Genomic DNA, 24,531 nt, shown 5'->3' on the forward strand with positions numbered 1-24,531 from the left:
TTTATTGCTGATGAAGTTTTTTTTTAACTATGAATTTAAAACTTAGCCTCGTATTTTTTCTCTTTGGATATTTATCCCTACTAGCACAAACCAAAGTTAGTGGTTATGTGTTCGATGAAAATAACGACCCCGTAGCATACGCAAATGTTGTTTTTAAAGGCTCCTCGCAAGGTACAATTACCAACGAGGAAGGGAAATTCTATATGGAGTCTGAGCAGACTTGGGAAGAGCTTATTATATCGTTTATAGGTTACCAAACCCAACACATCCCGCTTTCTAAAAAAATAAATTACAACCTAGAAGTTGTTTTAAAAGAAGAGGCTTCTCAGTTAGATCAAGTTGTTATTGTCTCTGGAAAGCAACCTAAAAAAAATAATCCTGCGATCGATATTTTGAGAAAAATATGGGAGCATAAACGCCACAACGGACTAAGAAAGTTCGACCATTACGAATACAGTAAATACGAGAAAATAGAATTCGATTTAAATACTATAGATAGTGCCTTAACAAAGAATAAAATATTTAAAGGCATGGAATTTATTTTTGAATCTGTAGATACTTCTAACGTAACCGGTAAAACTTACTTGCCTATTTTTATTAACGAATCTGCTAGTAATGTTTACGGAGATAATGTCAACAAAAAGGAGCGCGAAGAGTTAAAAGGAAATAAAATGTCTGGGTTTAGTAATAATCAATTCATTTTAGACTTTATAAAAGATCTGTATTCGCAGTACGACGTGTATGATAATTACTTGAAATTTTTCGAAAAAAGTTTTGTAAGCCCTCTCTCTAAAACAGGAATTAATACCTATAATTATGTCTTGGCAGACAGTGCCTTTATAGACAATAAATGGTGTTATAACATTATTTATTATCCACGAAGAAAAAACGAGTTAACTTTTAAAGGTGATTTTTGGGTGAACGATTCTACGTTCGCCATTAAGAAAATAAATATGCAGGCCTCTAAAAGTGCCAATATAAACTGGGTTAAAGACATTTATATAGAACAGGATTTTGATGTATTAAACGATTCTGTGTTTCTTATAAAACGCGATTACTTTATGTCCGATTTTTCATTTCGAAAGAAAGAAAAAGCACGCGGAGTTTATGGAAAGCGAACTACTCTCTACGATAATTATGTGTTCGATAAACCTCGAAAAGAAGATTTTTATAAGGAAGAGGTTTTTGAATATAATGAAGATACCTATAATCGAGACGATAGCTTTTGGGATGCCAATAGGATGGAAACCTTAAGTAAAGATGAAAAAGGGGTCTATAAAATGTTAGACACTTTACAAACCGTAAGTAAATTTAAAATGCTCTATGGTGCCGCAACCATATTGGCTTCCGGATATATCGAGTTGGATAAACTTAATATAGACTATGGTTCTATTTATTCAACCTTTGGTTTTAATGAAGTAGAAGGTATTAGAATTCGTGGTGGAGCGCGAACCTATTTTGGACCTAATGATCCCTGGCGATTAGAAGGGTTTTTAGCTTATGGGTTTAGAGACGAAAAAATGAAATATGGTATTTCTGGAAAATGGTTACTTAATAAAGAAAACCGATTTATAATTTCTGGAGGACATAGAAAAGATATAGAACAAATTGGGGCCAGTTTAACCACATCGACAGATGTTTTAGGTCGTAGTTTAGCTTCTTCAGCCTTATTTGCAAAAGGAACTAACGATAAATTATCAAACATAGAACTAACAAGTCTTGCTTTTGAATTAGAACCTATTAAAAATATAGTGTTTAGATTGGGTGCCGATTTTAGAACCTTAAGTTCGGCTTCACCTTCCTTTAACTTAGATTATTATACAGACGATACTTATACTGAAGTGGCTTCCGAATTAAAACAATTTGAAACGGCACTTTCGGTTACTTATTTCCCAAATAGGCGCATGACGGGCTATGGCGTGGAAAGGGCTAGAGCAAACGATAATTATGCCACGCTTTTTGCACAACTTAGTATAGGAGAAAAAAACTTGTTAGATAGTGATTTCGACTATAAGAAAATTCAGTTTTCTTATACACAACCTTGGCAATTGGGAGGATTTGGTAGGTTACTAACTACGGTAGAATCCGGTAAAACTTTTGGAGAGGTGCCTTTAGGCTTGTTAAGTGTAGTGCCGGGTAACCAAGCTTATTTTTCAATTTATAACACCTTCTCGCAATTAAATTATTACGAATTTATTACCGATACTTATGTTTCTGCACATATGGAGCATAATTTTAACGGACGTTTGTTTTCTAGAATTCCTTGGCTTAGAGATTTAAATCTAAGAGAGATTATTGGATTAAGAGGAGTTTGGGGAGAGATCTCGGATGCCAATATTGCCCTAAACGCATCTAACGTGAGTTATCGCGCACCTAGCGACAAAATATATTACGAATACAGCTTTGGAATTGGAAATATTTTTAAAGTGTTTAGAATAGATTTTAATTTTAGAGGTAATTATCTAGAAAATCCAGATGCTAGAGATTTTGGTGTAACAGGAACTTTCGGTTTTTATTTCTAAATTCTACCCTTATTTTTGATTAATTATCAATTTACAACGTTATAATTATTATTTTCAAAATCAATGTCAATTTAGGTTGTCTATAATTAAAGGGTTCATTATTTTTATGGCCACTAAAAACTTAATATATGAGCCCGTTAGGACAAGAAACCTTTGATGTATTAATAGAAATCCCGAAGGGGAGTCGAAATAAATACGAATACGATTTTAAATTACATAAAATTAGATTCGACAGAATGTTGTTTTCTTCAATGATGTACCCTGGAGATTATGGTTTTATTCCAGAAACGCTAGCCTTAGATAAGGATCCGCTAGATGTTTTAGTTTTAGGTCATCAGCCAACTTACCCAATGACGGTAATGGAAGTTCGCCCTATTGGTGTGTTCCATATGACAGATGAGAAGGGACCGGATGAAAAAATAATCTGCGTGCCTGTGTCAGATCCTATTTGGAATAATAAAGGAGATATTTCAGATTTAAATCCGCACCGTTTAAAAGAAATTGAACACTTTTTTCAGGTTTACAAAGATCTAGAAAAGAAGAAAGTTGATACAGGAGGATGGAGCGATGCTAAAACTGCTCTTAAAATTTATCACGAATGTGTACAGCGTTATAACGATAGTGAACACAAAGAAAAAGGAGATTTTAAAATCTAATTTTATCAAATAAACAAAAAAACCACTTTTAATATGATAAAAGTGGTTTTTTTATATTCTTTATTTTGGTACTTTTAATGCATTACTAATTATTAACTAATGCTAATTTGTATTAAAATATGGAATATCTAATTACCTTCTTGCCCCTATTTGGGATTCTTGCTTTAATTTTTGTCTTTGTTAAAAATACTTGGGTGTCTAAACAAGACGCTGGAGACGAAAAAATGAAAAGAATTGCAAAAAACATTGCAGATGGTGCAATGTCATTTCTAAAAGCAGAGTACAAAGTCCTCTCTATTTTTGTTGTAGCTGTTGCTATATTATTATTTGTTAAAGGAAATTCGGAAGTCGGATCTAATGGAATGGTCGCCTTATCTTTTGTTGTAGGTGCCATCTGTTCTGCTTTAGCTGGATTTATAGGTATGCGTGTGGCTACCAAAGCTAATGTAAGGACAACCCAAGCAGCTAGAACATCGTTAGGTAAAGCTTTAGAAGTAGCTTTTGCCGGAGGAGCAGTAATGGGCTTAGGCGTTGTAGGTTTAGGAGTTTTAGGTTTAAGTTCTTTATTTATAATGTACCAATGGATGTGGCCTGGAGCAGAAAATATTCCTATGGTATTAAATGTACTTTCAGGATTTTCTCTAGGGGCATCTTCAATCGCTCTTTTTGCTCGTGTAGGAGGAGGTATTTATACTAAGGCTGCCGATGTAGGAGCCGATTTAGTAGGAAAGGTTGAAGCTGGAATTCCAGAAGATCATCCTTTAAATCCAGCTACTATCGCAGATAATGTTGGAGATAACGTAGGAGATGTTGCAGGTATGGGAGCCGATTTATTCGAATCGTTTGTAGGTTCTATTATTGGTACCATGGTTTTAGGATCCTTAATATTTACACCAGGTTTCGATGGTTTAGGAGCAGTTTATTTGCCTCTAGCTTTGGCTGCTGTTGGTATTATTATGTCTATAATAGGAACCTTTTTTGTTCGTGTTAAAGATGGTGGAAATCCGCAAACAGCATTAAATATTGGCGAATTTGGTTCGGCGGGCTTAATGGTTATCGCGTCTTATTTTATAATTAAAGCCTTAATCCCAGAGCAAGTAGACGGTTTACCTCAAGGATCTTGGGGTGTTTTTATGGCAACCATCGCAGGTTTAGTTGCGGGATTATTAGTTGGTAAGGTTACAGAATATTATACAGGAACAGGTAAAAAACCTGTAAAAGATATTGTTAGACAATCTCAAACCGGTGCAGCAACAAATATTATAGCTGGTTTAGGTGTGGGAATGATGTCTACTGCAGTTCCAATTTTGTTAATTGCAGCAGCAATTATCATTTCACATTATTATGCAGGTTTATATGGTATTGCAATTGCAGCAGTAGGAATGTTAGCAAATACTGGAATTCAATTGGCTGTAGATGCATACGGACCAATATCGGATAATGCAGGTGGTATTGCGGAAATGGCCGAATTACCTCACGAAGTAAGAGAGCGTACAGATAAATTAGATGCGGTAGGAAACACCACTGCGGCCATAGGAAAAGGATTTGCTATTGCTTCAGCAGCCTTAACTGCTTTGGCACTTTTTGCAGCGTTTATGAAAACCGCAAATGTAACGGCTATCGATGTGTCTCATCCAGATATAATGGCAGGACTTTTAGTAGGAGGTATGTTACCGTTTGTGTTTTCGGCATTGTCTATGAATGCGGTGGGTCGTGCAGCCATGGCCATGATAGAAGAAGTGCGTCGTCAGTTTAGGGACATTCCTGCTTTAAAGGATGCGCTTGTGATTATGAGAAAATACGATTCAGATATGACTAAAGCTTCTCCAGAAGATCGCGCCATTTTTGACCGTGCCGATGGTGTTGCCGAATACGAAAAATGTGTGGCCATTTCGACCCAAGCTTCTATTAAAGAAATGGTATTACCTGGTTTACTAGCCATCGTGGTGCCAGTACTAATTGGTTTTATTGGAGGTGCAGAAATGTTAGGTGGTTTGCTTGCAGGGGTTACAACTTGTGGTGTTTTAATGGCTATTTTTCAATCGAATGCTGGTGGTGCTTGGGATAATGCTAAAAAGATGATTGAAGAAGAAGGTAAAAAAGGAACAGAAGCCCACAAAGCGGCTGTTGTTGGAGATACTGTGGGAGATCCGTTTAAAGATACTTCTGGTCCGTCATTAAATATCTTATTAAAATTAATGTCTGTAGTTGCATTAGTTATTGCACCAAGTATTGCCTTAGATGCAGATGCTGTTACAGCTTATAACGAAAACACCTTAAATCATAACACAGAAATGGTTCAAGAAGTGCGTAAAGAAGTTGCTATTACTGTAGACGATGATGGTAATAAAATAGCCGAAGTGACTACAGTTCGTGTGGTAAATGGTGAAGAGCATATTGAAACTAAAGTTTACGAAGGGAGTGAAGTAGATCAGTTTATTCGTGAAAACACAAATTAAAAAATAAATTAAAGTTTTAATCAAAACCGCCTGAAATTAATGTTTCAGGCGGTTTTTCATTTATAAATAGCTTTAAATCCGATATTAATCTTCTATTTTTACACTAAATTTAATATGACGATTAGTATTAAAGATGTTTAAGAAAGATCCCTTACAAATAATTGCATTTCAAAGTTACGGTTCAAGTACTCATTTTTATCTTCGAGGTAGAGCGTTAGAGGACGAAACCATTGATTTGGAACAAAAAGGATTATTCAAACTTTTTATAAACACGTATAAACGTTTTGAAAGTGATGAGGTAAAGGATGTAGAATTAAATTTACGTTTACCAAACGATCGGGTTTTAAAAGTTAGGACCGATGAACATGGCTATTTTAAATCTGAAGAAATTTTAGAAGATTTAGATACCTTAACAAATAAGGAAGGATGGTTACAAGTGGTCGCTTCCTATAGCGATGTCAATATAAAACGTAAAATAACAAATCAGAATCGATTTCCTGCCGAAATTTTGATACCCTCGAAGACAGCACAATATGGTGTTATTAGCGATATAGACGATACCATTATGCATACGGGTGTAACCTCATTATTAAAATGGCGTGTTTTTGTAAATACCTTTTTTAAAGGGGCTTTTAAACGCATTCCTTTGGAAGGTGCTGCTGGATTCTACCATAAGTTACACCGAGGTAAATCGGGGAAAGATGCTAATCCTATTTTTTATGTAAGTCATAGCCCTTGGAATTTATATCGGTATTTAAAATTTTTTCTGAAAGCGAATAATTTTCCAAAAGGTCCTATTTTACTGCGTAGTATGAACACGATTTTTAGAAAGAAAAGCAGCAGTGAGAAGCCTGAAAAACAGAAAGAAATTATAAATATACTTAAAATGTATCCCGAGTTGCCTTTTATTCTAATAGGTGATAGCGGTGAACACGACGCCGATATTTATATTGAAATTGCAGAGTTGTTTCCTAAGCGCATTCTTGCTATTTATTTACGCTGTGTAGGACATAAAACTAAAATGCTGCGCATAAAAGGACTTTTTGAATCTTATAAAACCACACCGGCTTTATTGGTGCATTCAAGTAAAGAAGCTATAGATCATGCCAGACGTAGCGGATTTATTCAGTAAAAAAATTAGAATAAGCCGTTTATTTCGGCATCAATTCTATTAATAACATAGCCTAAATCTTCAGGATTGTCTACAAAATCTAAGTTATCTACATCAATAATTAAGAGTTTCCCTTTGTTGTAGCCATGAATCCAAGCTTCGTAACGCTCATTTAATCGGCTTAAATAATCTATACTTATAGAATTTTCGTAATCACGACCACGTTTTTGAATTTGCCCAACTAAGTTCGGAATCGAGCTGCGTAGATAAATTAACAAGTCTGGCCCTTGTACAAGCTCTTCCATCAAATCAAAAAGCGAACGGTAATTTTCAAAATCACGATTCGTCATTAATCCCATGGCGTGTAAATTAGGTGCAAAAATATGGGCGTCTTCGTAAATTGTTCGGTCTTGAACAATCTCTTTTCCGCTTTGTCTAATTTGTAAAACTTGTCTAAAACGACTATTTAAAAAGTAAACTTGAAGATTAAAACTCCAGCGTTCCATCTGGTTATAAAAATCATCTAAATATGGATTGTCTACAACGTCCTCTAATTGGGCTTCCCATTTAAAATGTTTAGCAAGTAACTTGGTTAACGTGGTTTTTCCAGCGCCAATATTTCCGGCAATTGCAACGTGCATATCTTAAGGTGTTTTTAATTGGAATTGATTCAGGGTTTTCAAGTCGTAAAGATACAAGGTTTCGTTGGTAAGCAAAAACTGTTTTATTAATAAATCGGGTAACTTTATTTTTAAAAAACTTGAAGTTCCTTTTTTTAAATAGAACAATTCATTTGCTTTTTGAAGCACTAAATTCTCATTGCTTTCATCGAGTTTTGTAAAGCCTTCATTTTTAATTTTTTGAACCATAGAGCCAACATAGTTAAACTGATAAAGAAAATCTTTAGTAAGAAGCCAGCACCAATTATAATTACTTACAATATCTAAAACATCGTTATTTATTGGGGTCGATGCCGCTCGTACAGCATTGGTTTTATAATCGTAAAGTTCTAATTGTTGGGTGTTGTCGTTAAAAATCCATAATGTGGTGTCGTATCCTGTTGCCACATGCGATGGATTTCTGTATGGTGTAATGGTATTAAAATCGATTTTAAAAATTTCTGCCAAACGGTTATCTAAAATTATTACCGTATTAAAATTACTGTAAAATAAATTCAGTCGCAACGAATTAAAAGTGTTAACACGTGTAATTGGTCCTAACTGCAAATTGGTGTAATGTAAAGTCTGTTTTGCGTTTTGTTTAGAAAATTCATTTTGTTTAATATAATAGGTGGTTTCTAAGCCATCATCATCAACAAAAGTGGTTACCTCTAGCGGTTTCGATGATTTAAGCTCGGCTTCAATAATCGATTGGCTATGCATAGATACGGTTGATAACAAAAAAGCAAATACAAGAATTTTCATACTTGAAAAGTACAAAATTCAACCGATTATTTTCAAAATTTCGTTGAGGTGAATTTAAAATAAACAAACTGCAATAAAATAAATCTCAATAAAATTGAATTCCAGATTAAACGATTTAAAATTTTAAGAGTCTTATAACATATTATAACCTTGGTTAATTCAATTTAATATGAAATCACACATGTTTAAAACACTTATGGTGTTTGCCATTTTCGCGACCTCATTGCATAATTATGCACAGGCCGATTTTCAGGGCGTAGCCTACTACGAGTCTAAAACTACTGCAGATATGCCAGACTTTGGAGGTAGACAAATGAGCGAAGAACAAAAAAAACGAATTGCAGAACGTATGAAATCGATGTTAGAAAAAACATATGTATTGACGTTTAATCGTTCGGAATCTATTTATAAAGAAGAAGAAAAGTTAGAAGCGCCTACAACATCTGGCGGACGTGGATTTAGAGGCATGGATTTATCTTCAGGGCCGCAATATAAAAATATTAAAACCAACCAGATTCTTATAGATCAAGAGTTTTTTGGGAAACAATTTTTAATTAAAGATTCTTTGCCAAAATTAGAATGGAAGATGGAAAATGAAACCAAGCAAATTGGACAATATACCTGTTTTAAAGCCACAGCCATGAAAACGGTTAGCGCAACGGACATTAGAACTATGAGACCTCCAGGACGGGGCGGAGATGATAACGATAAAGAAGAGAAAGAAGAAACACCAAAGCAAATTTTGGTAACGGCATGGTATACACCACAAATTCCAATTAATCAAGGGCCAGGAGAATACTGGGGATTACCAGGTTTAATTTTAGAAATTAATGCCGATCGTACAACCATACTTTGCTCTAAAATTGTTTTAAATTCTAAAGATGGCGAGGTTATTAAGGAACCTAAAAGAGGTAAAGAAGTAACACAAGAAGAATACAACGAGATTGTGAAAAAGAAAATGGAGGAAATGCGCGAAATGTATGGAGGCCGAGGACCAGGTGGCGGACGTAGACGATAATAGCTTAGAACATATACCAATTAAAATGAAAAAAATACTAGTTGTTTTGTTGCTTCTAGCTGTTAACTTGGGTTTTGCACAGGTAAAATTAGAAGGCGTGGTTAAAGATAGTATTGGCAATCCGTTAGAGCTGGCCAATGTTATCGCTATAAATACCGAAACTCAGGCATTAGAATCTTATGGAATTACAAACCCACAAGGTGAATATAAATTATCGGTTTCTAAAAATTCTGTTTACAATTTACAGGTAAGTTATATTGGAATGAAAACCGAACAATTAAAGGTAGAAACTACAGATAAAAATGTATATAAAACCTTTGTTTTGCATAGCGATAATACGCTAGATGAAGTTGAATTAATTTACGAAATGCCAGTAACTATTAAGGGAGATACCATTGTTTATAATGCAGATTCCTTTAAAAATGGTACCGAACGAAAGTTGGAAGATGTCCTTAAAAAGTTACCGGGTGTAGAGATTAACGACGACGGACAAATTGAAGTAGAAGGCAATGTAGTGAGTAAAGTAATGGTAGATGGGAAAGATTTTTTTGATGGCGATTCTAAACTAGCCACTCAAAATATTCCGTCTAACGCGATAGATAAAGTCGAAGTTTTAAAAAATTTCGCAGAAGTTGGGCAGTTAAGTAGTGTAACAAACAACCAAGATAATGTTGCGATAAATATTAAATTAAAAGAAGGAAAAAAGAATTTTTGGTTTGGAGATATTAAAGCAGGATCTGGAATTGCAGAAACAGAAGGCTTATATATTTTACAACCCAAATTGTTTTACTACAGCCCGAAATACAGTATAAACCTAATTGGAGATTTAAATAATCTTGGCGAGATTGCCTTTTCCCGACGTGATTATTTCAATTTTACGGGCGGATTTAGAGCACCAAGTAGAAGTAGCGGAACCAATATTAATTTAGGTAGTAATAGTCTTGGTTTTTTATCGCTTCAAAATAATAGAGCGCAAGAAATAAATACCAAGTTTGGAGCTGCCAATTTTAGTTATTCGCCAAATGAACACTTAGATTTAAGTGGTTTTGGAATATTCTCGAGCAATAGAATTACGATGCAGGAAAATAATAGCATCATTTATACCAATACAGATTTAGGGGTGCCAGACGAAATTACCGAGAGTAAAACGAAGCAAAGTAGCGATTTATTCATGGCCAAGTTTAGTGTGGGGTATAAGCCAAACTCCGATAACCAATTAGACTATGATGTTATGGCGCGGGTATCTAAAGAATCTCAAGATCAGTTAGAAAATTCTTCTGTGCTTGGAAATACCATGCAATTTGAATCTTCTAGTCCGTTTAGTATCAATCAAAATTTAAACTATTATTACACGTTAAGTGAAAAACACATTTTTGCTATAGAAGCCCAACATTTATGGCAAGACGAAGATCCGTTTTATAATGCAATTATAGAAGATAAAAATACTTACGATAATACGGCAGATGCGCTAGGATTAGATAAGCAGCAAATAGATTATAATGTCAATCAAGACAAGCGCGTAAAATCTAATCAGGTTGATGCTAAAGTTGATTACTTTAATGTATTAAATGCAAAGAGTAACATAAATGTTACGTTAGGAACTATTTATAGTCATCAGAAATTTAACTCAGATATTTTTCAAGTTTTAGATGATGGTACTGCGTTCGATCCTACACCAACTATTAACGATGGCCTTGATGAAAATAACATACAATACGCCTTTACCGATGTGTATGTCGGGCTGCGTTACACTTTAAAATCTGGAATATTTACGTTTACACCAGGTGCTACTGTGCATTCTTATAGTAGTAATAACGAGCAGTTTGGAGAGAAGTATACTAATAATTTCTTTAAAATTCTACCTGATGTCGATGTCCGTCTTCAGCTTAAAAAGAGTGAGCGCATAACTTTAACCTACAATATGGAAACGCAGTTTACCGATGTTACCCAATTGGCCAGAGGTTTGGTAATGAATAATTACAATTCGTTCTTTTATGGAAATGAAGCTTTAGATAATGCCATTTCTCATGCCGTGCGGTTATCATATTCTAGCTTTAATATGTTTAACTACACCAATGTATTTGCCAATATAAGTTATAATAAGAGTATCGATAAAATAAGAAACATTACCAATTTCGAGAGTGTAATTCGTTCTAATTCGCCATTTAACTCGGCTTATGCAGATGAAACGGTATCTGCAAACGGACGTTTTCAGCGTCAATTTGGAAAATTTAGAGCGTCTGCAAATGCACGTTTTAACTATTCGAAATTCAATCAATTTATTCAGAATAATAGATCTGTAAACGAAAATTACACTCAGAATTACGGATTAGAATTACGTTCTAATTTTAGGGAAGCGCCTAACTTCGAGATAGGTTACAATTATAGTATTCAAGATAACGACCAAGGCCAAACCCGAACAAAATTCTTTACCTCTTCGCCGAGGGTTGAATTTGATGCCTTAATTTGGAAAGTCCTAACGTTTAAAACCGATTATACTTATAATAATTTTAAAGATGAAGAAGCAACTTTAAATAGTTACGAGTTTTGGAATGCATCTTTGGCGTATAGAAAAGATAAAGACAGTAAGTGGGAGTTTGAATTGAAAGCAACCAACTTGTTAAATACCAAAACGCAGAGCCAGAGTAGTGCCAGCGATATTTCTGTACGTGCTACAGACTATTATATTCAGCCGAGATACGTAACATTAAGAGCCGTATACTCGCTATAAAGACCAGAATTGTTAGTGTTTTTTACCATTGATCTGAGAAAATTAAGGTGCGAAGTAAAATTTTATTAGCACCTTAATTGCTCATTTTTAGGGCTTAAAATAAATTCAATAAAAAATGATAGATTTTTATTTGAAACACTAAAAAAGAATAATATATTTGCATCCGGTTTTGGGGAGATACTCAAGCGGCCAACGAGGGCAGACTGTAAATCTGCTGACTACGTCTTCGCAGGTTCGAATCCTGCTCTCCCCACAAAAGCAAGCTTTATAGCTTGCTTTTTTTGTTTTTATACTTTTCAGTTTGTACTTAGTTTCGCTTTAATATTCTTTTATTGTACAAATTCTAGAAGAAGTCTTTTAAATAAGGTGGAGGAAATAAATTTCATTCAAAACAATACATTCTATTTTGAATGAAATTATTATAACAGCGTTTCGATTTAGAATAAATCATCAACGGAGAGGTAGCGTTCGCCTGTATCGTAATTCATCGTTAAGATTGTTTCATCGCCTTTTAAAGTTTGTAACTGTTTCCTAACCGCGGCTAGGGATGCTCCTGTAGAAATACCAACCAAAATACCTTCTGTTTTGGCTATTTTTCTAACTTCATTAAAAGCTTCTTCGGTAGTAATTCTAATAGCACCATCAATAATTTTAATATTGAATACGTCTGGAACAAATCCAGGACCAATACCTTGCAAACGGTGCGGTCCGGGGTCGCCTCCAGAAATGATGGCCGAATCATCAGGCTCTACAGCAAAAACTTTTAAGGACTTATATTTTTCTTTTAAAACCTCTGCAATACCCGTAATATGTCCGCCCGTTCCAACACCCGTTATAAAATAATCTAGCCCTTGAGGGAAGTCCTTAATAATTTCTAAAGCTGTTGTTTTACGATGTATTTCTGGGTTTGCTTGGTTTGTAAATTGAGATGGCATCCATGCATTTTTATTATTGGCAACCATTTCATTCGCCTTAGCGATCGTGCCACCCAAGCCTTGCTCTTTAGGTGTTAAAACAAGATTTGCGCCATAAGCCGCCATAAGTGCACGGCGTTCTACAGACATAGATTCTGGCATCACTAGAGTTAACTTGTAATTTTTAACCGCAGCAACCATGGCTAAACCAATACCTGTGTTACCAGAGGTAGGTTCAATAATTTCTGTTTCTGGAGTTAATATATTTCTTTTTTCCGCCTCTTCAATCATGGCCAATGCAATTCTGTCCTTTATGCTTCCTCCCGGATTTTCTTTTTCTAGCTTCATCCAAACGTTGGCATTCGGAAATAATTTAGATAATCGCACTACAGGAGTGTTTCCGATGTTTTCTAGAATGTTATTAATTTTCATATGTTTTTAGTGTTTTTTGTTTTCTGTATAAGCTGCTCCGTAGGTCTGTATTTTAGTTTGTACCTCGTTATTTCCAGAAATAGTTACAATGTATAATCTGTCGAATTCACTAGCGTCATCTATTGCAGATCCGGGATCGCCACCTAATAATTCCACCATTTTAGGAGTGGTATTGCTGTGGCCCACGATAACATGATTTCCACCTTCCTCTCTAATTCTATCGGCTAAGGCCTTAAGGTTGCTTGGATCGTAAATTTCGGGTGTTAATCCAAAGGCGTTTGCCGTTGGTTCGGCTGTATCACGCGTTCTAATATAATCTGTGCTATGAACATGGTTTATGTTTGCGGCCTTTAAGATTTTCATTAATGCTTTAGCGCGTTCTTTTCCCGATTCTGAAAGTTCAGGATCTGTGGTAAGATTTGCTTTTTCTGCATGTCGTACTAAATAGACCACCGTTGGAGCTTGAGCAAAACTGCTGTTTTTTTTAGGTTGAATGCCTTCATGGTTAAAAGGAAGTAGCGAAAAAAATAAAAAGGAGATCGTGAGTAGTAATTTCATATTAGCGACAATGTTATAGTTTAATGCGTAATAGGAAATTTCTTAAATCTTGTTATAAATTACTCTAACTACGCATTATAAATTTAGTGATTACTAGCCGATAATAAAATTTAAAATACCATCTATTCCAATCTTATCAATTGGATGGCATCCATTCTTAAGCGGGCATCTTTTATTAAAGTTTCGAGCGTTAATTGTGCGTTTCTAGCAATTTCAATTTCTTCAAGTCTTATATTACTGTTCTTTTCTTTTAAAATCATAAGTCTGTCAATTTCATGATTCAGAGTGTTATTCATCCGCTCTAACCCGTCTTCAATAGCTTCTTTGCGTTGTATTTCAGTAATTTTTGTAGCCATAGAAATCATTTGAGGTATGATTGTATCCATTAATGTCTCGTTATCGAGTAGGGGATCAATCTGTCCGGAAACTAAATTTTTGTCTAAAAGTTCTACAGGAAATTCAGTGGTAACATTTTTTCCAGTATGGTTTACAACCACTCTAAGCGGGGTGTTTGGTAAAAATCGATCGACATAACTATTCGATTGCGACGCAGTTTCGAGTACAAAAATTAGCTCTAAAAGCAAGCCTTGATTTTTACTCCCTTTAAAAACGGCATAGCTGGCACTACCAGTTCCCGAGCTTAAAACAAGATCGATAGCATCGGTGGTCATAGGGTGATCCCAACTAAGAAAATTAAGATCTTCACGGCTTAGGGCATGTGTTCTACTAAAAGTAACACCTACGCCTTCTGGCGGAATGGATGGAAATATTTCGGTGTTTATAGATGTTGGTTTTAAATAATAGGTTTTAGACACCAAATCTTCCATTTCAATATCAAAATGCCTAAACACTTTAGTTAAATACTGTTCCAGACGTTTGTCTTTATCTTCAGATTGAATTTGTTCCACTAATTTTGAAGCTATTTTAGGTCGGAAAGAATTCATTTCCAGTAAACGATCTCGGCCATCGGCTAAAGTTTTTTGAAGCTCTTTTTGATAGTTTGCTGTTTCAGAAATTAATAATTTTAATTTTGAATTTTTAGCTGAATTTGGATCCGATTTTGAAAGTTCTAAGAGCCTTTGACTAAAAGTTTTCGAAATTTTATGTCCGCCTTCAATATTGTTTTCAAACGCATTTAAACCTTCATGATACCATTTTACGAGAATTTCTTGCGGACTATCAACAAGGTATGGCACATGAATTTGAATGGTTTCTACCTGTCCTATGCGGTCTAATCTCCCAATACGTTGTTCCAATAATTTGGGGTGTAGGGGCAGGTCGAATAAAACGAGGTGATGCGCAAATTGAAAATTTCGACCTTCACTTCCTATTTCTGAACACAGCAGAATTTGTGCGCCATCGGGTTCCGAAAACCATGCAGCATACCTGTCGCGTTGCACTATGGTCAAGTCTTCATGAAATACCGCCACCTTTATACTACTGCGTTTTGTTAAGGCTTGCTCTAAAGCCAATACTTTTTCTTTGCTTTTACAAATAAGTAAAACTTTGGCAGGAGTAACGTCTTTTAGCATAGTTAGTAGCCATTGTACTCTAGGATCTTTATTGAACCAAAATTTCTGAGCACTTGTAGCTTCCTTAGGTTGCATGTCATGAAAAAATTCGTCCTTTAATCGTGAACTCCACAGTGTTTTATCGGTAGTAACTTCTAAAGGAATAAGTTTAGCTTTTCGTTTAGGAAACCCCGATATGGTTGTGCGCGTATTTCTAAATAATACACGACCGGAACCATGCTGGTCGAGTAAATTTTCGATGATATTATCGAAATTATTACCTTTAATTATGTCCTGTAGTTTTTCTTTTGAAAAGATAGACTCCAAGCGTTTCATGGCTTTCGTGTTTAGTTTTTTGCCTTGATCTAATGTTTCAACAATTTGGGCAATGTCTTTTTGGTTCGAAGATTCGTTTATAAAATCGTCGTAATTTTCATATCGATTAGGGTCTAGTAATCGCAAACGTGCAAAATGACTTTCTAAACCTAATTGTTCGGGAGTTGCAGTGAGGAGTAACAAGCCTTGAGCAACCTGGCTTAGACGTTCTACAATGCTATATTCCGGGCTTGACTGGGTGGCAGACCATTCTAAATTATGGGCTTCATCTACAACAAGCATGTCCCAATTGGCAGATAAAGCTTGTTGGCTACGTTTTTCTGAACCTGCCAAAAAAGCCGTACTACAAATAATAAGTTGGTTATCTAAAAACGGATTTCCGTCGGGGGCATTGTCATCTAAGGAAGCGCAGCGCTCTTCATTAAAAATATTAAACCACATATTAAATCGACGTAAAACCTCCACAAACCATTGATGTACTAAGGATTCGGGAACCAGAATAAGCACTCTAGAAATACGTCCGGATAACAATAGGCGATGCAGAATTAAACAGGCTTCAATAGTTTTTCCTAGTCCAACTTGGTCTGAAAGTAACACGCGAGGTGCATATCTTGAACTCACTTCGTGGGCTATATAAAGTTGATGCGGAATCAGGTCTATGCGTCCGCCAACAAATCCACAAACAGGAGAAAGCCGTCTTTTGTATTCAAGTTCTAATGTTTCTCGGCGCAAAGCAAACGCTAGAGGAGAGTCTACATCACCCATAAAAAGTCTGTCATCTACACCGTGATTTACAGAAACATCTCCCAATTCCGATTCGGATATGGTTGTTCCTTTACCATGATATTTGTATAGGTTCTTGTCAATTTCAACCTTAGTTATTAGTAAAGGTTCGTCTTTTAGGTTTTTAATGGTATCTCCAATTTTAAATATCACGCGTTGTAAAGGCGCACTTTCAGTAGCATATAAACGTGTAACATCTGCAAGTGGAAAATAAATTTTAACCTTCCCTTTAGTGGCTTCGGTTAAAATACCAACACCAAGTTCGGGCTCGCCTTTGCTTGTGTATCTTTGACTTGGAAAAAATATATGCATTAAGATATTCGGTTTAAAATTGGGATATGCGTGTGCTTTTGTTTGTTATAATTGATCAATATCTACTGAAAAAATCCCAAATTAAAACATTGGCGTCTAAACCTGAGTTTTCCTTTGTGGGTAAATCGTGACCAAAATGTTGTAATTTATAATACCAGACTTCATTATTATGTATGCCTTTTTTGTAATGATAAGCTTGTATTTTAGGTGAAATGGACAAGGTGTCAATTTGTTTACATGCATTAAATTTACTCCAATAGTTCATTATGGTATCCATATGTGGAGCGCCTCCCCAGCCATACGCTGTAGACATACTGCCGTCTATAGGTACAATGGTGTCTAGGGTTCCAGATATTTGTAAAACAGGTATGGGTTGTGTTGTTAAATTTCTGTTTTTCCAGAGCTGCCCTGTCATGGTGCCTTCTACCGATGCTATTGCTTTAAAAACATTAGGCGATTTGCAAGCTAAGGTATAACTCATAAAGCCCCCGTTAGAAATGCCGCAAGAAAATGTTCTGTTAGGATCGAGATTATGTTTAGTCTGTAGATGTTTTGCGAGATCTGTTAAATAACCAATATCATCAATCTTGGTGGTTGCTAATCCTCCTGTCCAATAGGGTTTTCCTGTATTTACATCTAAAGTTCCTTGGGGGTAGCAGACCATAAATTTGTTGATTTCGGCAATGCTATCTAGTTGTAAACTCTGCATATGGTCATTTGCAAACCTTCCATAACTGTGAAGTACGAAAACTAAAGGAGCGTTTTTAGGTAAATTTGAAGGTGTGTATATTATGTATGTTCTCTCTAAATTATTATGTATGAATGTACCTTTGCTAATATGGTTTTTACATGAAAAAAGACATAGTACAATAGCTGCAAACGTAAATAAAACTTTAAATTTTAATTGGTGATTTACCATGGGTTTGCATTATAAAGTATGGCTTAATTGTAGTAAAATATTTGGTTATAAGTTAATTACATCTTTAAATGTAACATATTTATTAAACTTGTAAAAGGGTATGGAACAGATTAATACAGCCTGTTGAATATTTAAACAAGGATGTAGGTTTGGTTATGCCGTGGTTTTGATTTTCTTCTCGGCACTTATAATTTGCTCTACGGCTTGTCTGTATTTTATAGGATTTGTAGCCTTTTTTATGGCTTTGTATGTTTTTTGTGGGTTCGAAGTCGATTTTGAAAAATAGTCCCAAAACCCTAACATTTTCATTTTAATTGGTGTTGGTCCAGATAAATAAGCGTCGTATTGCTGATAAATAGTGTCGTGAAATTCAGAGAAAATAGTCCAACGGTCTTCTGGGTATTCGGTGGTGTTGTTTTTAATCATGCTAGGTAAAAACGGGTCGGCAATTAAACCGCGACCAATCATAAAATGGTCGATACTAGGAAATCGTTCTTTAAGGGTGTTAAAGGCAGAGACACTAGTAATATCGCCATTATAATACACCTTATGTTTTGTATTGTTTATGCAAGTTTCAAAAGCATCTAAATCTACAGAACCTTTGTATAGCTGTTTTCCAATACGGGCGTGAATGGCAATGTTTTTAAGTGGATATTTATCTAATATAGGAAATGCTTCAAGAATTTCTTCGGCATTTTCGTAACCCATTCGCATTTTCATAGATACTAATATATCGGTTTCGTTATGTGCTCTATGTAACACTTCATCAATCCGGGATGGGTTACAAATTAATCCAGACCCCATTCCAGATTTTGTAACCATGGGGTAAGGGCAACCTAAATTCCAATTCAGTTCTTTATAGCCTAAACTTTGTACGTAGTTGGCAACAAAAATAAACTCGTCTGGATTGTTAGTTATAACTTGTGGAATGACTTCTAATGTGGTATTGTTTTCTGGTAATAAATCGTTTTGGTACGATTGCTTAACTTTCAGTTTTCCATCAAGTCTAATATAAGGAGCATAAAACGTGTCTATACCGCCAAAATAATGGTTAAACGCATTTCGGAATCTAAAATCTGTAAATCCCTGTAGGGGCGATGAAAGTAGGGTAGAAGCCATGTTTAAATTTAAATAGGGCAAAGATACGTTAATTGATTGAGGACCACTTGACCATTCTTGTAATATTGTTTTAACCTTAATATTAAAGAGACCTGTTGGTGTAAAACGTTTAATTTGCCCTATCTAAAATAGAATCTGTATTAGTTATTATTCAATAAGTGAAAAAGTAAAAAATCTATTTCTTGAAATCTGCTTCTGTTAAATTGTTGTTGAATTTTATATCGGTCCAATTTACATGAATCCAAGGATCGTTAGATACCTCGGCATCCCAATTGGAGGCTTTATATTTACGTTTAGTAGGTATTAAAAGACCGTCGATATTTTCGTATTCCATTTTCATTAATAAAGGGTCCATTTTATTAAAGTCGACCACCGTGAAAAGGAATTGGTCTACAAGGGTGGTTTCCTTATTAATATAGATCTGATAAATGTCTTTTGGTGTGTTGTCTTCAGATTCAAAAGTAATCTTTACAATGTCGTATTTTATATCGTCAATTGTTTTCTCTCCAATATATTCGTAAATCACTCCTTCATCTAATAATTTAGGCATCATGGTAAACCAGTAAAAATTTGTAGGTCTGTTAAATGCAACGGCCTTTAAAAGTGCGTCATCATTTACAATAGTACCATTATGCTTTAGCCAGAATTCTTGGCCATCATAACCTTGTTCAATTAAGCCTTCTAACTGTGGTAATGTGCGTTCGTGTTTTTTGTAGGCGCCATAAGACAGCTCCCCCGAAAAAATGTATTTTTCTTTAGAAATATCCGTTTTTCCATCTGGAGTTTTATAGGTATACGTATATATAACGTCTTTTTTCTCTCGTAGTTTTTTGTAATTTCCAACATGCTGTACCATATTATAAACCAATTCGTGTGCGTTGTTCTTAAATTCGGGAGTAGATGCTTGAGTAGTCTCTACAGGAGTCTCTTTTTTAGGAGCAGCTTGTTTGTCGTTTTTACACGACCAAATAAATAGGCTTAACATTGCGACTACTAATACTTTAATTTTCATAGGTTTTTTAGTTTAATTGTTTTGAAATTTTTACTTCTGAATACTTATAGTATTGTTTACTGTCGGTATAAAACAGGATAACTTTCGTTATTTTTTCGATTCTTTTTGAATGAAATAAATATGCTTTTAAGCAGGGAATACAAATAAAAAAGCCATTTTCGGTTAAGAAAATGGCTTTTGTTAAATCGTGCGATTTTTTATAAGTTGAATGCTGCCTTTACAACATCTACATAATCTAATTTTTCCCAAGTAAATAGTTCGACATCTAAAGTAACAGGGCTACCGTTTGGTTGCGAAAATGTTTTGGTAACAGTTTCGTTTTGTCTTCCCATATGTCCGTATGCAGCGGTTTCGCTATACATAGGTTGACGTAGTTTTAAACGTTCTTCAATAGCGGCTGGGCGCATATCGAATATTTGAGATATTTTGTGTGCTATCTCGCCATCGGTCATATTAAAAGGACAAGTTCCGTAGGTGTTTACGTAAATTCCCATAGGCTCTACAACTCCAATAGCGTATGAAATTTGTACAAGAATTTCTTCGCAAACTCCTGCTGCTACTAGGTTTTTAGCAATGTGTCGCGTAGCATAAGCAGCACTACGGTCTACCTTACTAGGGTCTTTTCCAGAAAAAGCACCACCACCATGGGCACCTTTTCCGCCATAAGTGTCTACAATAATTTTACGTCCGGTTAAACCGGTGTCGCCATGCGGACCACCAATAACAAATTTACCAGTTGGATTAATATGGTATTTAATGTCGTCGTTAAATAAGTTCTGAATATGTTCAGGTAATTTAGCGATAACACGTGGAATTAAAATTTTAATGATGTCTTCGCGTATTTTTGCTAACATGATGTCGTCGGTCGCAAAGTCGTCATGTTGTGTAGAGATAACAATAGCTTCTATGCGATGCGGTACATTGTCATCGCTATACTCTATAGTAACTTGGCTTTTAGAATCTGGACGTAAATAGGTAATATCTTTATTTTCGCGTCTTAAAGCTGCTAGTTCTTTTAAAAGCAAATGCGATAAATCTAGCGCTAAAGGCATGTAATTTTCGGTTTCGTTGGTGGCATAACCAAACATCATACCCTGGTCTCCGGCACCTTGCTCTTCTTTGCTTTCTCTGTCTACACCTCTGTTAATGTCGTCGGATTGTTCGTGGATTGCAGAAAAAACTCCGCAAGAATTACCATCAAACATATATTCACTTTTCGTGTATCCAATTTTATTGATGGTTTCTCTAGCAATTTGCTGAACATCTAAATAGGTTGTAGATTTTACTTCACCAGCAAGTACAACTTGACCAGTAGTAACTAGAGTTTCGCAAGCCACTTTTGCGTCTGGATCGAATGCTAAGAAATTATCTATTAATGCATCGCTAATTTGATCTGAAACTTTGTCTGGGTGTCCTTCAGACACACTTTCGGAGGTAAATAAATAGGCCATAATCTAATTTATAATGATTAAATATGGAGGGGATTTGACGAAAACGTCTCAGGAAGTATGCAACTGTCCTTTAGCATTTTTTATTGAGGTTGCAATCAGTCAAATCTTTCCTCGTTTTGATGGGGCAAAAGTACATATAATATTATAACTAAAAAAGCACCTTAACGAAACCTTTTAAAAATAAAAAAGCCTTCAGAAAAAAATATCTGAAGGCGTTTTAGCTATTAGTAGATTATAATCGATTAGTGTTCATTTAATCGGAAGTCTGGATAAGCATCCATACCATGCTCATGAGCATCAAGTCCTTCAATTTCTTCTCTTTCAGAAACACGGATTCCCATGGTTTTCTTTAAAGCAAATATGATTATAAAAGAAGCAACTATACACATTACAGCGTAACATGCAACACCTATTAATTGTGTTAAGAAACTATGATCTGGGTTTGTAGAGAAAATACCTACAGCTAATGTTCCCCAGATACCACAGATAAGGTGAACTGCGATTGCTCCTACAGGATCATCTAATTTTAGTTTGTTGTCTACAAAACTTACTGCTAGTACAATAAGTACCCCTGCAATGGCACCAATAATAATGGCGCTAGTAGGTGTAACCACATCTGCTCCGGCAGTGATACCAACTAAACCACCAAGAATTCCGTTTAAGAACATGGTTAAATCTAGGTTTTTGTACATGGCTGTAGAAACTAACATAGACACTACACCACCAGCAGCAGCAGCTAAACACGTTGTAACAAGTACTAAAGATGTAGCTCCTGGGTCTGCAGAAAGTACAGATCCACCGTTAAATCCGAACCATCCTAACCATAAGATTAATACTCCGGCAGTTGCTAAAGGTATGTTGTGACCTGGAATTGCTTGTATTTTTCCATCTTTAAATTTCCCAATTCTAGGGCCTAAAAGGCAAACAGCAACAACTGCTGCCCAACCACCAACAGAGTGTACTAGTGTAGAACCTGCGAAATCGTAGAAGCCCATTTCATCTAAAAATCCGCCACCCCATTTCCATGATCCAACAATTGGATAAACGAGTCCTACATAAATTATAGCAAAAATCATAAACGGTACAATTTTCATACGTTCTGCAACAGCTCCAGATACAATAGTTGCAGCGGTAGCAGCAAACATACCTTGGAATAAGAAGTCTGTCCAATAGGTATAGCCTTCGCTATATGCTAAGTCTAAAACCCCAGCATCTGTTAATGGTGATGTTAATCCGAATCCTGCGAATCCTATAAAGCCATTAAATTCTCCTGGGTACATTAAGTTAAAGCCTACTAAACAATATAATAAAAGGCCAATTGTTATAATAAAGATGTTTTTAAATAGAATATTTAAAGTGTTTTTTTGTCTTGTTAAGCCTATTTCTAAGAATGCGAATCCAAGGTGCATAAAGAAAACAAGCGCTGTACAGACCATCATCCATACATTATTTATAGTTAAAATTTCCATACTTTAGTTTTTGTGTTGATTATTTTAATGTTTCTCCTCCTTTTTCGCCAGTGCGAATTCTGTAGCATTCTGTAATGTCTGATACGAAAATTTTACCATCTCCAACATCGCCTGTTCTAGCAGATTGAATGATTGTTTTAACGGTGGTGTCTTCAAAATCATCATTAACGACAATTGAAAGGTATCGGCGTTGGATATCGCTAGTACTATAACTAACTCCACGATAAACGTGACCTTCTTTTTCGTTTCCAAGTCCGGTTACATCCCAGTAAGAGAAAAAATTAATACCAACTGCGTGAAGTGCTTTTTTAACTTCCGCGAATCTAGATTTTCTAATAATTGCTTCGATTTTTTTCATTATCAATTAGGTTTTCATTTTTAGTTAATTTGAATTTATATAAATAATTTTAAATATTGAGTACTTGTTAATTTTTTTACGTTAAAAAGATGCCTTGTTCAAGGCATCTTTTCTTTTGTATAAAGATGTATTATATATTATTCAAGTTCTCTGTTTCTTTTTCCGTGGTATGCAATAGATCCGTGTTCAGAAATATCTAATCCAGCAATTTCTTCTTCTTCTGTTACTCTTAGACCTCCGCATGTTGCTTTTAGTATGGTTAAGAATATGTATGAAAGTACAATTGCCCAGAATGCATAGGCTATTACACCAATAGCTTGTGCTGCTAATTGCGAAACACCTCCGCCATTAAATAAGCCAATTCCGGTTTCTCCATCAACACCCCAAAGGCCAATTACTAGAGTTCCCCATGCGCCGGCAACACCGTGTACAGAAATAGCTCCAACGGCATCGTCTATTTTTAAAGTTTTTTCTATAAAGCCAATAGATAATACAACTAAGATACCTCCAATTAATCCTGCTAATACCGATCCGCCTTCGGTCATGTTTCCACAACCAGCAGTAATACTAACAAGACCTGCAAGTGCTCCGTTTAAAGTCATTCCTAAATTTGGTTTTCCATTTTTTATCCAAGTAAATAGTAATGCGCTTAATGCTCCTGCAGATGCAGCTAAGTTGGTAACAAGCACAACTTGTGATGCTGCTACAGAGTCATCGCCTCCCCAAGCTAATTGAGAACCACCGTTAAAACCAAACCATCCTAACCATAGAATGAATACACCTAAAGTGGCGTACATTTGGTTGTGACCATGCATTTCTACAGGCTTTCCGTTAAGGAATTTTCCAATTCTAGGACCTACCATCCAAGCGGCTACTAAGGCAGCCCATCCTCCTACAGAGTGTACTATTGAAGAACCTGCGAAATCAATAAATTCGGCTGGCATCCATTCGGCATTTAGCCATCCACCATTCCATTCCCATCCACCAGCTATTGGGTAGATTAAAGCGGTAAGTATGATACTGAAAAATGCATATGTTGTATATTTAGTTCGTCCGGCAATTGCTCCAGAAACTATAGTTGCAGCGGTTGCGGCAAATACTGTTTGGAAGAATAAATCGGCAGCTCCTTGAGAAAATACAAATCCTCCCCAGTGAAAGAATCCTCCGCCAGAAACATCGGCCCCATACATTAAAGAGTATCCGATAAACCAAAATGCTAAAGATCCTACAGCGATATCAAGGAAATTCTTCATGGCAATGTTAACTGCGTTTTTAGAATCTGTCATTCCAGACTCTACTAAGAAGAATCCTGCCTGCATAAAGAATACTAAAATACCAGCAATAAGCATCCAAAGCATTCCCATGTCATCTTTTACAGCTGCTGCAACAGCCGCTGCGTCTTGAATTGCAGGCGTTGAATTTAAAATTAACATCAT

18 protein-coding genes and 1 tRNA gene are annotated in these 24,531 nt (G+C 35.6%); 7 read left to right on the top strand and 12 right to left on the bottom strand.

Annotated features, from left to right (window positions below):
- Nucleotides 1–29: 29 nt before the first annotated feature.
- The 4 genes from A9D35_RS13535 (at nt 30) to A9D35_RS13550 (ending at nt 6,769) form a co-directional block, all read left to right on the top strand.
- Complete coding sequence (locus A9D35_RS13535; protein ID WP_066223865.1) at nt 30–2,522, top strand: DUF5686 and carboxypeptidase-like regulatory domain-containing protein; 2,493 nt, start codon at nt 30–32, stop codon at nt 2,520–2,522.
- Between the two features lie 128 nt (nt 2,523–2,650).
- Entirely contained in the window at nt 2,651–3,178 is a 528-nt protein-coding gene (locus tag A9D35_RS13540) for an inorganic diphosphatase (RefSeq protein ID WP_066223866.1), read from the top strand.
- Nucleotides 3,179–3,297: 119 nt separating this feature from the next.
- Nucleotides 3,298–5,637: a sodium-translocating pyrophosphatase gene (locus A9D35_RS13545; protein ID WP_066223867.1), complete on the top strand. Its 2,340-nt coding sequence runs from the start codon at nt 3,298–3,300 to the stop codon at nt 5,635–5,637.
- A 133-nt stretch (nt 5,638–5,770) separates the two neighbouring features.
- A complete protein-coding gene (locus tag A9D35_RS13550) occupies nt 5,771–6,769 on the top strand; it encodes an App1 family protein phosphatidate phosphatase (protein WP_066223869.1) in 999 nt (332 codons plus the stop codon).
- 5 nt (nt 6,770–6,774) lie between these two features.
- Here A9D35_RS13550 and A9D35_RS13555 read toward each other — a convergent pair whose 3' ends face one another.
- Entirely contained in the window at nt 6,775–7,389 is a 615-nt protein-coding gene (locus tag A9D35_RS13555; RefSeq protein ID WP_066223871.1) for a deoxynucleoside kinase, read from the bottom strand.
- Between the two features lie 3 nt (nt 7,390–7,392).
- On the bottom strand, nt 7,393–8,172 hold the full coding sequence (locus A9D35_RS13560; RefSeq protein ID WP_066223874.1) for a hypothetical protein: 780 nt from the start codon (nt 8,170–8,172) through the stop codon (nt 7,393–7,395).
- A 169-nt stretch (nt 8,173–8,341) separates the two neighbouring features.
- Between A9D35_RS13560 and A9D35_RS13565 the strand changes: the two genes are divergently transcribed.
- From A9D35_RS13565 to A9D35_RS13575, 3 genes are all read left to right on the top strand, one after another.
- Nucleotides 8,342–9,190, top strand: a complete 849-nt coding sequence (locus tag A9D35_RS13565) for a GLPGLI family protein (protein ID WP_083191709.1) — start codon at nt 8,342–8,344, stop codon at nt 9,188–9,190.
- A 25-nt stretch (nt 9,191–9,215) separates the two neighbouring features.
- Entirely contained in the window at nt 9,216–11,921 is a 2,706-nt protein-coding gene (locus tag A9D35_RS13570) for a TonB-dependent receptor (RefSeq protein ID WP_066226099.1), read from the top strand.
- 171 nt (nt 11,922–12,092) lie between these two features.
- Nucleotides 12,093–12,174 (top strand) — tRNA-Tyr (locus tag A9D35_RS13575).
- Between the two features lie 184 nt (nt 12,175–12,358).
- On the opposite strand, the gene cysK is transcribed toward A9D35_RS13575, so the two are convergent.
- The 10 genes from cysK to A9D35_RS13625 form a co-directional block, all read right to left on the bottom strand.
- Nucleotides 12,359–13,267 (bottom strand): cysteine synthase A, encoded by a 909-nt coding sequence (gene cysK / locus A9D35_RS13580; protein ID WP_066223876.1) that lies wholly within the window; start codon nt 13,265–13,267, stop codon nt 12,359–12,361.
- 6 nt (nt 13,268–13,273) lie between these two features.
- On the bottom strand, nt 13,274–13,825 hold the full coding sequence (locus tag A9D35_RS13585) for a SixA phosphatase family protein (protein WP_083191710.1): 552 nt from the start codon (nt 13,823–13,825) through the stop codon (nt 13,274–13,276).
- Nucleotides 13,826–13,947: 122 nt separating this feature from the next.
- Nucleotides 13,948–16,767 (bottom strand): RNA polymerase-associated protein RapA, encoded by a 2,820-nt coding sequence (rapA, locus tag A9D35_RS13590; RefSeq protein WP_066223879.1) that lies wholly within the window; start codon nt 16,765–16,767, stop codon nt 13,948–13,950.
- Nucleotides 16,768–16,822: 55 nt separating this feature from the next.
- Nucleotides 16,823–17,686 carry a CE1 family esterase gene (locus A9D35_RS13595; protein WP_066223881.1) on the bottom strand — a complete coding sequence of 288 codons (864 nt, stop codon included), beginning with the start codon at nt 17,684–17,686 and terminating at the stop codon, nt 16,823–16,825.
- Between the two features lie 153 nt (nt 17,687–17,839).
- A complete protein-coding gene (locus A9D35_RS13600) occupies nt 17,840–18,805 on the bottom strand; it encodes a tRNA dihydrouridine synthase (protein ID WP_066223882.1) in 966 nt (321 codons plus the stop codon).
- 175 nt (nt 18,806–18,980) lie between these two features.
- Entirely contained in the window at nt 18,981–19,817 is an 837-nt protein-coding gene (locus tag A9D35_RS13605) for a DUF6503 family protein (RefSeq protein ID WP_066223884.1), read from the bottom strand.
- 197 nt (nt 19,818–20,014) lie between these two features.
- Nucleotides 20,015–21,268, bottom strand: a complete 1,254-nt coding sequence (gene metK / locus A9D35_RS13610; RefSeq protein ID WP_066223886.1) for a methionine adenosyltransferase — start codon at nt 21,266–21,268, stop codon at nt 20,015–20,017.
- Between the two features lie 242 nt (nt 21,269–21,510).
- Nucleotides 21,511–22,737, bottom strand: coding sequence for an ammonium transporter (locus A9D35_RS13615; RefSeq protein WP_066223887.1), 1,227 nt, complete (start codon nt 22,735–22,737; stop codon nt 21,511–21,513).
- Between the two features lie 19 nt (nt 22,738–22,756).
- Complete coding sequence (locus A9D35_RS13620) at nt 22,757–23,095, bottom strand: P-II family nitrogen regulator (protein ID WP_066223888.1); 339 nt, start codon at nt 23,093–23,095, stop codon at nt 22,757–22,759.
- 137 nt (nt 23,096–23,232) lie between these two features.
- Nucleotides 23,233–24,531, bottom strand: a complete 1,299-nt coding sequence (locus A9D35_RS13625; RefSeq protein ID WP_066223890.1) for an ammonium transporter — start codon at nt 24,529–24,531, stop codon at nt 23,233–23,235.

Origin of the sequence: Formosa haliotis, from assembly GCF_001685485.1 — a bacterium.
GTDB lineage: Bacteria > Bacteroidota > Bacteroidia > Flavobacteriales > Flavobacteriaceae > Formosa > Formosa haliotis.